The sequence below is a fragment of the Nonomuraea sp. B1E8 genome, assembly GCF_039871515.1.
Lineage (GTDB): Bacteria > Actinomycetota > Actinomycetes > Streptosporangiales > Streptosporangiaceae > Nonomuraea.
In genome coordinates this window covers 1,548,968-1,560,180 of sequence record NZ_JBDPLS010000001.1, presented here as the reverse complement: position 1 = coordinate 1,560,180, position 11,213 = coordinate 1,548,968, and the positions used below count along the sequence as shown (strand labels likewise).

The 11,213-nt window shown below is 70.7% G+C and carries 11 protein-coding genes; 5 read left to right on the top strand and 6 right to left on the bottom strand.

The features are described from left to right. Positions 1 to 63 precede the first annotated feature (63 nt). Positions 64 to 1,257 (top strand): GAF domain-containing SpoIIE family protein phosphatase, encoded by a 1,194-nt coding sequence (locus ABGA98_RS07535; protein WP_347617415.1) that lies wholly within the window; start codon positions 64 to 66, stop codon positions 1,255 to 1,257. Between the two features lie 198 nt (positions 1,258 to 1,455). Here the strand turns inward: ABGA98_RS07535 and ABGA98_RS07530 are convergent, their stop codons facing one another. The 3 genes from ABGA98_RS07530 to rho all read right to left on the bottom strand — a co-directional run bounded on the left by ABGA98_RS07530 (position 1,456) and on the right by rho (position 5,523). Further along, complete coding sequence (locus ABGA98_RS07530; RefSeq protein ID WP_347617414.1) at positions 1,456 to 3,222, bottom strand: prolyl oligopeptidase family serine peptidase; 1,767 nt, start codon at positions 3,220 to 3,222, stop codon at positions 1,456 to 1,458. 142 nt (positions 3,223 to 3,364) lie between these two features. After that, positions 3,365 to 4,396: a putative RNA methyltransferase gene (locus ABGA98_RS07525; RefSeq protein WP_347617413.1), complete on the bottom strand. Its 1,032-nt coding sequence runs from the start codon at positions 4,394 to 4,396 to the stop codon at positions 3,365 to 3,367. 23 nt (positions 4,397 to 4,419) lie between these two features. Beyond that, positions 4,420 to 5,523: a transcription termination factor Rho gene (rho, locus tag ABGA98_RS07520; RefSeq protein WP_347617412.1), complete on the bottom strand. Its 1,104-nt coding sequence runs from the start codon at positions 5,521 to 5,523 to the stop codon at positions 4,420 to 4,422. A gap of 392 nt (positions 5,524 to 5,915) precedes the next feature. On the opposite strand from rho, the gene ABGA98_RS07515 reads away from it, so the two are divergent. Both ABGA98_RS07515 and ABGA98_RS07510 read left to right on the top strand, forming a co-directional pair. Continuing rightward, entirely contained in the window at positions 5,916 to 6,056 is a 141-nt protein-coding gene (locus tag ABGA98_RS07515; protein WP_347617411.1) for a hypothetical protein, read from the top strand. Between the two features lie 21 nt (positions 6,057 to 6,077). Continuing rightward, positions 6,078 to 6,911 (top strand): MBL fold metallo-hydrolase, encoded by an 834-nt coding sequence (locus ABGA98_RS07510; RefSeq protein WP_347617410.1) that lies wholly within the window; start codon positions 6,078 to 6,080, stop codon positions 6,909 to 6,911. On the opposite strand, the gene ABGA98_RS07505 is transcribed toward ABGA98_RS07510, so the two are convergent. Continuing rightward, positions 6,898 to 8,799: a nitrate- and nitrite sensing domain-containing protein gene (locus ABGA98_RS07505; protein WP_347617409.1), complete on the bottom strand. Its 1,902-nt coding sequence runs from the start codon at positions 8,797 to 8,799 to the stop codon at positions 6,898 to 6,900. The genes ABGA98_RS07510 and ABGA98_RS07505 overlap by 14 nt on opposite strands. A 62-nt stretch (positions 8,800 to 8,861) precedes the next feature. On the opposite strand from ABGA98_RS07505, the gene ABGA98_RS07500 reads away from it, so the two are divergent. Next, on the top strand, positions 8,862 to 9,287 hold the full coding sequence (locus tag ABGA98_RS07500; protein ID WP_347617408.1) for a hypothetical protein: 426 nt from the start codon (positions 8,862 to 8,864) through the stop codon (positions 9,285 to 9,287). A gap of 6 nt (positions 9,288 to 9,293) precedes the next feature. Here ABGA98_RS07500 and ABGA98_RS07495 read toward each other — a convergent pair whose 3' ends face one another. Beyond that, entirely contained in the window at positions 9,294 to 9,635 is a 342-nt protein-coding gene (locus ABGA98_RS07495; RefSeq protein WP_347617407.1) for a hypothetical protein, read from the bottom strand. A 90-nt stretch (positions 9,636 to 9,725) separates the two neighbouring features. Between ABGA98_RS07495 and ABGA98_RS07490 the strand changes: the two genes are divergently transcribed. After that, on the top strand, positions 9,726 to 10,253 hold the full coding sequence (locus ABGA98_RS07490; RefSeq protein WP_347617406.1) for a DUF6886 family protein: 528 nt from the start codon (positions 9,726 to 9,728) through the stop codon (positions 10,251 to 10,253). Here the strand turns inward: ABGA98_RS07490 and ABGA98_RS07485 are convergent. Continuing rightward, positions 10,228 to 11,190: a 2-dehydropantoate 2-reductase N-terminal domain-containing protein gene (locus ABGA98_RS07485; RefSeq protein WP_347617405.1), complete on the bottom strand. Its 963-nt coding sequence runs from the start codon at positions 11,188 to 11,190 to the stop codon at positions 10,228 to 10,230. The two genes, ABGA98_RS07490 and ABGA98_RS07485, sit on opposite strands and share 26 nt — an antisense overlap. Positions 11,191 to 11,213 lie beyond the last annotated feature (23 nt).

Here is an 11,213-nt window from a genome sequence, read left to right as displayed (position 1 = left end):
ACCTTCGCGGGTGATTCCCGTGTCCACTGGGCTAGGATCACGGTACCCGGCTCGGCGGACAGAGTGGCAGCCGAATGGCTGGAGGAAAGTTCCAGAGGTCCCCACTGGCTGGGGTTCCTGGCCGACGCGAGTGACCTGCTGGCGGGCACGCTCGATCCCGACATGGTCCCCGCGATCGTCGCCCAGGTCGTGGTGCCGAGGTTGTCCAGCTGGTGCGCCGTCTACACCTCCGACAACGCCGTGGGCCCGCTGCGGCTGGTCTACCTCTGGCACGCCGACGAGGCCAGGATCGACGGCCTGCGCGAGCAGCTCGACGGCATGGACGTCGACGGCGCCGACACCAGGGCCACCTCCGCGTTGCACGTGAACGACTCGCACGTCCTCGCGGTGCCGCTCACCGCGCGCGGCCGCAGCCTCGGCATGATGTGCCTGGGCCGCCCCGACCGCTTCCCCGACGAGGTCATCCAGTTCGCCGAGGACATCGGCAGGCGCGCCGCGCTCGCCATGGACAACGCCAGGCTCTACGCCCAGCAGGCGGCCGCCAACCGCGCGCTCCAGCGTAGCCTGCTGCCGCCCAACGAGCCCGAGGTCCCCGGCCTCGACTACGGCGTCATCTACGAACCCGCCGGCGAGGCCAACGAGGTCGGCGGCGACTTCTACGACCTGTTCAAGGCGGGCGACGGGTCGTGGCGCTTCGCGATCGGCGACGTCTGCGGCACCGGCCCCGAGGCCGCCGCCGTGACCGGCCTCGCCCGCCACACGCTGCGGCTGCTCGCCAGGGAGGGGTACGGCGTCGCGGCCGTGCTCGGCCGGCTCAACCAGGCGATCCTCGAGGAGGGCGAGCGGGCCAGGTTCCTCACGTTGCTGCACGGCGAGATCACGCCGGTGGAGACCGGGCTGGAGTTGCGCCTGGTGTCGGCGGGGCACCCGGAGGCGCTGCGGCTCAAGCCGAGTGGTGAGGTCGAGGCGGTGACGACCCCGCAGTCGCTGCTGGGGGTCTTCCACGAGGTGATGTTCGAGGCCGACACGATCCGCCTCGACCACGGCGACGTGCTGCTGGCGGTGACCGACGGGGTGACCGAGCGGCGCTCCGGCGGGCGGCTGCTCGACGACGACGGCGGCCTGGCCAAGCTGCTGGCCGAGTGCGTGGGGCTGTCGGCCAGGGCGGTGGCCGAGCGCATCCGCAGGGGTGCGGCCGAGTTCGCCTCCGAGCCGAGCGCCGACGACCTGGCGATCGTGGTGCTGCGCGCCCGCTAGCACGACAGGCCGCCGGTTTGGTGCTGCGCGGCTGCCGGCACGACAGGCCGGCGGCCGTGGCGCGCGTCCGCTGGCACCACAACGTGGCGATCGTGTTCCAAGTACGCCCTTCCGGGTCGGCGGTGGCGTGATGGTGGCAGCCGGAAAGCCCGACGATCAAGCGACGGAGTCGCCCAAGTTCTTACGACATGTCAGTGCTTAGTGCAGTTTGACGTGCTTTCGGGCGAAATCGAGCTGGTGCGCGATCTGGGTGATGCGCTCCGAGATCAGGAGCGAGCTCGCGGCGGCGTCGTAGGTGTAGACCTCGTGATCGCGCCCGTGCTCGGCCAGCTTGGCCACGTACTTCTCGATCTGGCGCATCGGGCAGCGGGCGTCGTTCTCGCCCGCCAGGATCAGCAGCGGGCTCTGGACCTGCTCGACATAGGTGATGGGGGAGCTGGCCGCGTACCGCTCCGGCTGCTCGTCGGGTGAGCCGCCGAACAGCGCCCGGTGGTAGGCCCGCAGGCTCTCCGCCTCGTCCTCGTACGACGTCTGGTGGCAGGCCAGCGGCACCGCCGCGATGCCGGCCGTCCACAGGTCGGGCTGGGTGCCGAGGCCGAGCAGCGTGAGATAGCCGCCCCAGCCCGAGCCCGCGAGCACCATCCGGCCGGGGTCGGAGATGCCGCGCTCGACCACGCACCGGTGCACGGCGGCCACGTCGGCCAGCTCGGTGTGCCCGACGTCGCCGCGGAGCGCGTCACGCCAGGCCGACCCGTAGCCGGTCGAGCCGCGGTAGTTGACCCGCACCACCGCGAACCCGGCGTCCACCCAGGCCGCGACCTCGGGTGAGAAGGCGTCGCGGTCGTGTGCCGCCGGCCCGCCGTGCAGCAGGAAGATCGTCGGGTAGGGTGAGGTGCCGGCCTCGGGCCTGCTGACCAGCGCGTGGATGCGGCCGCCCTCGCCATCGACGTCGAGGTCCTCCACGGGGACGCTCGGAGGGGCGGGCGGGCCGCTGGAGTTGACCACGACCTGATCGTTGCTCGACCGGATGACCGGCGGGTGGGAGGCGCTCGACCAGGAGTATTCGACATGGCCGCCGGGCCGCGGGGCGGCGTCGTCGATCACGCCGTGCGGCGTCTCGATGGGTTTCAGCACACCGCCGGCCAGGTCGTAGCGGTGCAGGTGGCTGCGGGCGCGGTCGTCGCGCAGGATGAGCAGGCCGCGGCCGTCGTCGTACCACTCGGCCGCCAGGTCGCCGGGGTCCCTCAGCCAGATCTCGCGCTGCTCGCCGGTCACCGGATCCCACACCAGGGGCTCGTGGCGCCGGCGGCGCTCGTGCAGGGCGAGCAGGCGGCGGTCGCCCAGGACCGGGGCGAAGGTGAGGCCGAGGACCCCCTTGCCGGGGCCGTCGTAGAGCTCGCCGACCGTGTCGCCGTTGTGGCGGACGACGCGCAGCGCCGGGTGCCGGTAGTCGGCGTACTCGCCGTGGTTGATGGCGATCAGGGAGCCGTCGAGTGACATGTCGGTCACCCAGTTGGCCTCGGGGTGCTCGTACAGGAGCGTGGCAGGCTCGCCGGCGCGTACCAGGTGGATGCGGAACGCTCCGCCGCTGGCCAGGCTGATCGCCGCGACGCCCGTCGCGGACAGCGCGATGCCGCCGGGCTGGCCCGGCGGGATGCCGGGCGCGACCGGCTCGTCGGGGCCGCCGTTGAACGGCTGGCGCCACCACGAGCCGAACTCGTCGCCCTCGGTGTCGGCGAACCAGTAGATCCACTGGCCGGTCGGGTCGATGGCGGCGTACACCGCGCCCCTGGGCCGGTCGGTGACCTGGCGGGTGGTGCCCGACACGCGGTCCCACGCGTAGACCTGCCAGATGCCGGTGGCGTTGGAACGGTAGATGGAGCGGTTGGGGGCCTGGCGGGCCCAGGACGGCAGCGTCATGCGCGAGGCCCGGAACCTGGCCTGCCAGCGTTCCTCCGCCTTCATCCGGCGCGCTCCCTCCCTGAAGTCCTTCGCCTCGGGGCGATGGATGTCGTCCAGTATTGCGCCTGTGCCGGGGAAATACTCAGGAAATGTGGGGGAATTTCGGACTAAATGCCCCATCAGTAACATCGGTCACGCGGGCCCGTCAAGGAACGGGACTTGATCGGGGAGTGGGTTCATAGATAGACAGGTGAAACGCCGCGCGGGTCGTCACTTTATGACGTCCTTTCGCGACATTATGGGAGATAAATGAGGCAATTCGCTCATCGAGCGTAGTCGCGTCGGTATGCCATGCGCTTGGGCCCATCCCGATCACCTGGGCGATGTCATCGTGCCCCAACTCCATCTCGAACCCCACCGAACGCCGCTCGCGTTCGGCGAGCCCCTCCAGGCTCCGAGCCACCCTGCGCTCCTTCTCGTCGTCCACGGAGAGCAGGCCCAGCTCCTCGACCAGCGGGCTCAGATGCGCCCTCGCGGGAGTGACGACCACCGCGACGCCGCCGGGCCGCAGAATCCTGCCGAACTCCGGCCCGTTCCTGGGCGCGAACACGTCGATCACCACATCGGCCACCCCATCCCGGATCGGGAGAGGCCGCCACACGTCGGCCACGAACGCTCCCGCCCTCGGATGCACCCGCGCCGCCCGGCGCACAGCGTGCTTCGACACATCGAACGCCATCCCGATGCCATCGGTCACCGCGTTGAGCGTGGCCGCCAGGTAGTGCCCGGTGCCCGCTCCTGCGTCGACGATCACCGGCGCGGCCCTGCCCTCCGCGCGACGACCCTCGACGATCCCCGGCCCCTGCCCGCGACCAGCCGGCCCCGGGCCGTCACCGGCCTCCAGTTGCGCCCCACGGTACGCCCTCAGCTCGGCGTCGTCACTCTTTTCCGCGGAGGACTCAAGTTCTCCCCGCCGGGTGACGTGCGCCCGCACCGTTTGCGCCACGGCGTCGGCCAAGGGGGCATAGTGCCCCGCGTCCAGGAAAGCGGCCCGCGCGGCCACCATCGCGGCGGTGTCGGCGGTGCCCGGCGGCCTGGAGCCGACCAGAAGGCTGACGTATCCCTGCCTGGCCATGTCGAACGTGTGCCCCTGCGCGCACCGCACCGTCGCCGCGTCGATCCGCAGCCCCGCACGGCACACGGGACAGCTCAGATAGTCGACGATGTCAGCCAGCATGCGCCCATTCTGGTGCACGCACGTCACGCGCTCGCTTCCAGGAGGAACGCGGCGTTGGAGGGGGTGGAGCGGAGCTTGCCGACGAGCATCTCGAGCCCTTGCTGCTTCTCCTGCGTGGTGAGCATCCGGCGCAGCCGCCAGATGACCTGCCGCTCCTGCGGGTGCAGCAGGATCTCCTCGCGCCGGGTGCCCGAGGCGTCCAGGTCGACGGCAGGGAACAACCGCCGCTCGGCCAGCTCGCGGGTCAGGTGCACCTCCATATTGCCCGTGCCCTTGAACTCCTCGTACAGGCTGTTGTCCATCCGCGAGCCGGTGTCCACCAGCGCGGTGGCGAGGATGGTGAGGGAGCCGCCGCCCTCGACGTTACGGGCGGCGCCGAAGAAGCGTTTGGGCGGGTAGAGAGCGGTGGCGTCGATGCCGCCGGTGAGCACGCGCCCCCCGCCGGGCGCCAGGTTGTTGTACGCGCGCCCGAGCCGCGTCAGCGAGTCGAGCAGCAGCACCACGTCCCGCCCCGCCTCGACGAGCCGCTTGGCCCGTTCGATGGCCAGCTCGGCGAGGGCGGCGTGGTCGCGGTCGGGATGGTCGAAGGTGGAGGAGAAGACCTCGCCGTCGATGGTGGCGCGCATCTCGGTGACCTCCTCGGGCCGCTCGCCCACCAGGAGGACCATGAGGTGCACCTCGGGGTGGTTGCGGGAGATCCCTGCGGCCAGCGCCTGCATCGCCATGGTCTTGCCGGCCTTGGGCGGCGCCACGATGAGGCCGCGCTGCCCCTTGCCGATGGGGGCGAACAGGTCGATGACGCGCGTGCTGAGCGACTCTGTCTCGATGCTGAGCCGTTCTGTCGGGTGGATCGGCGTCAGGTCGGCGAAGCGGGGGCGGTCCCGCCATTGTGCGGCGCCGTTGACGGACTCGACGCCGACCAGCTTGTTGCCGGCGAGGGCGGCGGTCACGTGGTCGCCGGGGCGCAGGTCGTACTGGCGGAGCTTGTCGGGTGTGAGGCGTACGTCGCCGGGTCCCGGCAGATGGCCGGCCCGGAGAAATGCGGATTTGTCGCGTACGTCCAGAAGGCCGGTCACATGCCGGACGGACGTGGAGGCACGCTGCCGCGGAATGGTTTGCACAGACATGATGGACCCCTCAGGGGAATGCGCCGAACCCGTAACGGGTGGGCAGAGAAAGGAACACAAGCCGGGCCCTCATGAAGCGGGGCAGGGCTGTGAGGTGAAGATCAGCGGAGCCTGGGCTCGACGCTAGTTGGAACATACCACACCATCTGGCCCATGTAACGCCTAGCCCGCTTGGACTATTCCCGGGCCGTTCCCGTGTCTTGACCGGCGAACGCCGGGTAGACACGTGACAATGTTCTTCTCGACACCGCGGGGCGAGGAAAATTACCGCGCTCGGTGTACCGAAGGACACAACTCCCATCGGCGTAGCGGCGTCATATCCAGTGGCATGCAGGATCCCTGCAACTCGGTGGGGGTTCCATGAAGACGAAGAGAGACTCTGGGGGAGCATCATGAAGACCGTCACCTGCCCGCGGTGCCACAACGAGCTCGACGAAGGCCCGATCATGTACAGGTGCGCCCACTGCCGCCGCGCCGTCTTCGCCGCCGACGTCGAGAACGAGTACGTCCCGCACGAGCCGGTCGCCGCCTGAGAGAGGGCGTAGCCTTACCGGGTGCCGCACCGATCGATCACCGTGTCCGGCGTCGACGTGACCCCGCTCTGCGACGCCGTCGGCCCCATGGGCCCCGCCATCCGACGCCCGCTCGACGAGATGTTCGCCGGCTCAGGCCTGCCCGACGAGCCCTGGGTCCTGCACTTCCACTGCTACCTGCTGCGTGACGCGGCCGGCCGCCTGACGCTGGTCGACACCGGCATCGGCGGCATCGACTCACCGGCGGCCACCTGGGCGCCGGTCCCCGGCACGCTGGCCGGAGAGCTCGCCGCCGTGGGGGTGTCGCCCGCCGACATCGGCACCGTCATCCTGACCCACCTGCACGGCGACCACGCCTCGGGCTCGGTCGCGGACGGCAGGCCCGCGTTCGAGAACGCCCGCTACGTGCTCCAGCGGGCCGAGCTCGACGCCGCCGCCGGCCCGATGCTCGACGACGTCGTCACCACGATCAAGGATCAGCTGCACGTCGTCGAGGGCGACGCGGACGTCGCGCCGGGCGTGCGCGTGCACCTCGCGCCCGGCCACACCCCCGGACACCAGATCGCCAGGGCCGGCGACGTGGCCATGACCGGCGACCTCGTCCTCCACCCGGTGCAGCTGGACGATCCGCGCCTGCGCTACCTCTACGACGGCGACCAGGAGGCCGCCGCGCGCACCCGCGCGGAGACCCTCGCCGCGCTCCGCGCCGAGCGGGCGATCCTCGCCACCGCGCACTTCAGCGAGCCGTTCCTGCGCCTGACACCGGCCGGCGCGACGCCTGTCACCGGCTCTCTCACCGGCCCTGCCGCCGGGCCGACTACTGGGCCGACTACTGGGCCCGTCACCGGCCGCTGAGCACCGGCTGGTCGGCCAGCAGCGACGACGGCAGGGCGACCATCGCGGTCAGCCCGCCGTACGGCGAGGGCGCCAGGGTGACCTTGATGCCGTGCCTGGACGCGAGCCTGCCGACCACGAACAGGCCGAGCCGGTCGCTCTGCGCCAGGTCGAACTCCGGCACCGTCGACAGCCGATCGTTGAGCTCGTCGAGCTCGACGCGGGGCAGGCCGAGGCCGCGGTCCTCGATCTCGATCATGAGGCCGTGCGCGGTGCTGGAGCTGCGCACGTCGACCTTGGTCTGCGGCGGCGAGAAGAGAGTGGCGTTCTCCACCAGCTCGGCCACCAGGTGGGCCACGTCCGTGACCACCGAGCCCAGCAGGGAGACCGGCGGCGGCTGGAGCACTTCGACCCGCTCGTACTCCTCGACCTCCGCGACGGCCGCGCGCAGCACGTCGTGCACTGGCACCGGGTTGCGCCAGCCGCGCCCCGGCGTCTGGTCGGACAGGATGATGAGGCTCTCCGCGTGCCGGCGCATGCGGGTGGTGAGGTGGTCGAGCTTGAACAGGTCCGCCAGCGTCTCCGGCTCCTCGGTGGCCCGCTCCATGCTGTCGAGCTGCAGCAGCTGCCGGTGCAGCAGCGACTGGTTGCGCCTGGCCAGGTTGACGAAGACCTGGCTGACGCCGTGCCGCAGCTTGGCCTGGCCCAGCGCGGCCTCGACGGCCGTGGACTGCACCTCGTTGAACGCCTGGACGATGTCGCTCACCTCGGAGGTGCTGGTCCTGACCTTCAGCGGCGCCACCTCCTCGGCCGTGGGCGGGTCGACGTTCTTGCGCAGCCGCCTGACCAGCTCGGCCAGCCGCACCTCGGCCAGCTCCGTGGCCGCGTCGCGGAGCCCGGCCAGCTCGCTCACCAGGCGCCTGCGGAAGCGCAGCGAGAGCACGATCGAGGCGACGACGGCGATCAGGCCCACGCCGCCCGCCACGCCGAGCTTGACCAGCATGCCGATGGCCGTCGGCGTGACCCGGGCGGTGATGCCCTGCACGGCCGCGCTCTGGTTGTCCTCGACGGCCTGCCACAGGTTCTGGGCGTCGAGGGGCCAGGTGGCCGCCGTGGGCGGCAGGCCGATGGTGGCGGTCCGCGTGCGGATGGCGTCCTCGGTGCGGACGAACTCCCGGTAGACCGGCGACGCGGACAGCCGCTCGTATGGGCCGCGCAGCTCGTCGTCGAGGTGGGAGAGCGCCTGGGAGTAGAGCAGCCGCCTGGTGGCGACCATGGCCGTGAACGCCCCCCGCTCCCTGGGCTCCACCTTGCCCTTGGCGAGCACCACCGCGATCACGGCCTGCTCCCTGGACAACATGTCCTTGGCCTCGCCGAGCATCGTGACCGCCCTGGCCTGCTTGTAGAGGGACATGTCGGGCACCAGCACCATGGCGTCGTACATGCGGAAGGACGCGTCGACGATCTGGCTGTAGCCCTCGACGATGTCGAGCGGCGCGGTCGTGCCGGCGTCGACGGCGCGCCGGAGGTCGGTGAGCCCGCCGAGCTTGGCGTTCAGCGCGCTGAGCTGCGTGCTCATGGCGGGCGTCAGGTCCTGCTGGGCCCTGGCCAGCCTGCGGAACGTGGCCATGGCCTGGTCGGTGGACCTGCGCTGCTGGGCCACCTTGCCGGCGCCCTTGCCCGTGGCCAGGAACTGCGTCGAGACGAGCCGCTCCTTCTGCAGGTGGATGTTGACCTGCTCCGACGGGATGGCCAGGTTGCCCGCCAGGTCGTTGATCGCCAGCAGCCGGACGCCGTCGCCGCCGGTCAGCCCCGCGGCGAACGCCCACAGGCCCACGAGGGACAACAACGGGACGAGGAGGAGGATGAGGATTTTCAGCGCGATGGGGCGGCCACGCGTGGGGGGCATGCGACCTCCGGGTGCATGATGAGATCGCCTCGCAGAGTACACCCCCCTTTGGAAGGATTTCTGTGCGTCTCCCGCGTTCTTTTTCGGGCTGGACCATCGCGGTCTTCGGCTTCCTCGCCTTCGCCCTCGGCCTGCTCGGTCTGATCTCTCCTGACACTCTGCTGGTCATGCTGGGTTTCGAGGTGCTCGACACCAGGCCGCCGGGGGACTACACGCTGGTCTACATGGCCGCTTCGTCGATGGCGGCGGTCAACATGGGCGTCTACTACGTCTTCGCGGCCTCGGCGAACTACACCCCGTTCTTCCGCTGGACGGTGCCGTTCCGGCTGGTGACGTTCGCGGTGTTCACCACGCTGGTGCTGACGGGCGCGGCGCCGGGCAAGTTCTTCGGCGTCGGGCTCTGGGAAGGGCTCGGCGCGCTGATCACGGGGTTCGCGCTCTGGCGTGAGGGCAACCTGCTGCCCGCACGCCAGAGCGCGAACGCCTGACCAGCGTCACGGACGCGTGTCCTGGGGTCCGCGCGACACGAGGCGGTCACCGGAGGTGCCGTCGCGTTCGAGCTTGCGTTCCAGGTCGCGTTTCTCGTCCTCCAGCCGGGCCACCTTGCTGGAGGCCTCGGCCTTGGCGTTGCGGAGCCTGCGGCGCTGCCTTGCGGTCCTGCGGGACCACGAGCCGATCAGCCAGAACCCCGCGAGCAGGACGGCCGCGACGGCCGCCCCCGCGAGGAACATCTCCAGGCGATCGGGCTCGAAGGTGTATCCGAACAGGATGTACCTGGCGCTCTCCTCGGTGAGGACCAGTGCGGCGGCGGCGCCGGCGAGCAGGACCAGAAGCACACCTAAAAAGATCACCCAAACTCACCCCTTGTCGTCAGAGTGGGTTTCCCCTGCCCTGGCGGCGGCGGGATATGCGCCATGATGGTCATCATGAGACCTGGACCGGGCGAGGTGCTGCACTTCTCCGAGGACCCGACCATCGAGCGGTTCGTGCCGCATGTCGCGCCGACGTCCGTACGAACCGAGCCCTACGTGTGGGCGGTCGGCCACGACCGGTGCCCCGACTACTGGTTCCCCCGCGACTGCCCCAGGGCGATGGCCTGGGCCGGCCCGCGCACCACCCAGGAGGACCTCGACCGGATCGTCGGCTCGGGCTGCGGCGATCGGGTCCACGCCGTCGAGTACGGCTGGCTGCGGGCCATCATGGACGTCCGGCTCTACGCCTACCGGCTCCCGGCCGACGACTTCAAGCCCATCGGCGATCCGCCGCACGCCGTGGTCGCGACGGTTCCCGTGGTGCCGCTGGGCCCGCCCGAGCCGGTCTCCGACCTGTTCGAGCTGCACGAGGAGGCCGGCATCCAGCTCAGGGTGATGGCCGACCTGTGGCCGTTCTGGAACGAGGTGACGGCGAGCACGCTGGAGTTCAGCGGGATCAGGATGCGCAACGCTCGTCGATGAGCGCTCGCAGCGTCTCCAGCCGCATCGAGCCGGGCGGCAGCTTCTCGCGGGCGGCCCTGTTGGCCTCGCTCCGCAGCACCTCGTTGACGGGGGTGGGCACGCCGTGCAGCCGGCCGAGCAGGACGATCTCGCCGTTGAGATAGTCGGCCTCGATCGAGCCGCTGCCCCTGGCCAGGCTCTGCCACGACGACCCGCCGCCGCGCTGGGCGCCCTCGACCGGGCGGATGTCGACCCGCCGGCCGCGCACCTCGGCCTCCTCCTCGTTCGTCGAGTACGCGATGCCGGCCGTGTCGAGCACGGTCATGGCCTCCACCCTGGCCCGCGTGACCACCTCGACGAGTCCGTCCACGCGGCCGAGCAGCGCCTCGACGGCGTTGCCCAGGTTGCCGATCAGCTTGCCGTGCTTCCAGCGCATCACGTCGGGGACGGCCCGCCCGACGAGTCCGTGCTTGCCGAGGTCGGTGGCCATCTGCTCGGCGAGTTCGTCCACACCCTGTGGATAGCGGCCGACGTGCAACATGCCGGAGTACGGGTGGCCGTTCGCGGTCACCACGCCGGGCTGCAGATGTTCGGCGGGCAACCACACGCACATGCCGTAGACGTGCTCGAACCGCCGCAGGGCCATACGCTCGTTGGCGACGCCGTTCTGGGCGCAGACCACGGGCAGGCCGGCCGGCCACGGGTCGAGTGCGGCGATGGTGTCCTGCGTTTTGGTGGCCAGGACCAGCACGTCGCCGTCGCGGGTGGGCACGGGGCCGTCGGCGGTGGGGATGTCGAGGGTTTCGGTGGATTCCGGGGTGATCAGGCGCAGGCCGTCACGTTTGAGCGCGTCGTGGTGAGCGCCTCTCGCGATGAGCAGGACGTCGTGGCCGCCCTGGAAGAGGCGGGCCCCGATGGTTCCCCCGACTGCTCCCGCTCCGATCACTATGTAGCGCATTGCCAGAGAATGTCACTATTCAC

What these genes read in the sequence shown, in the direction of transcription:
- ABGA98_RS07530 (WP_347617414.1), bottom strand. Translation starts at nt 3,222, where the DNA reads ATGAAGGCGGAGGAACGCTGGCAGGCCAGGTTCCGGGCCTCGCGCATG.
- ABGA98_RS07525 (WP_347617413.1), bottom strand. Translation starts at nt 4,396, where the DNA reads ATGCTGGCTGACATCGTCGACTATCTGAGCTGTCCCGTGTGCCGTGCG.
- rho (WP_347617412.1), bottom strand. Translation starts at nt 5,523, where the DNA reads ATGTCTGTGCAAACCATTCCGCGGCAGCGTGCCTCCACGTCCGTCCGG.
- ABGA98_RS07515 (WP_347617411.1), top strand. Translation starts at nt 5,916, where the DNA reads ATGAAGACCGTCACCTGCCCGCGGTGCCACAACGAGCTCGACGAAGGC.
- ABGA98_RS07505 (WP_347617409.1), bottom strand. Translation starts at nt 8,799, where the DNA reads ATGCCCCCCACGCGTGGCCGCCCCATCGCGCTGAAAATCCTCATCCTC.
- ABGA98_RS07490 (WP_347617406.1), top strand. Translation starts at nt 9,726, where the DNA reads ATGAGACCTGGACCGGGCGAGGTGCTGCACTTCTCCGAGGACCCGACC.
- ABGA98_RS07485 (WP_347617405.1), bottom strand. Translation starts at nt 11,190, where the DNA reads ATGCGCTACATAGTGATCGGAGCGGGAGCAGTCGGGGGAACCATCGGG.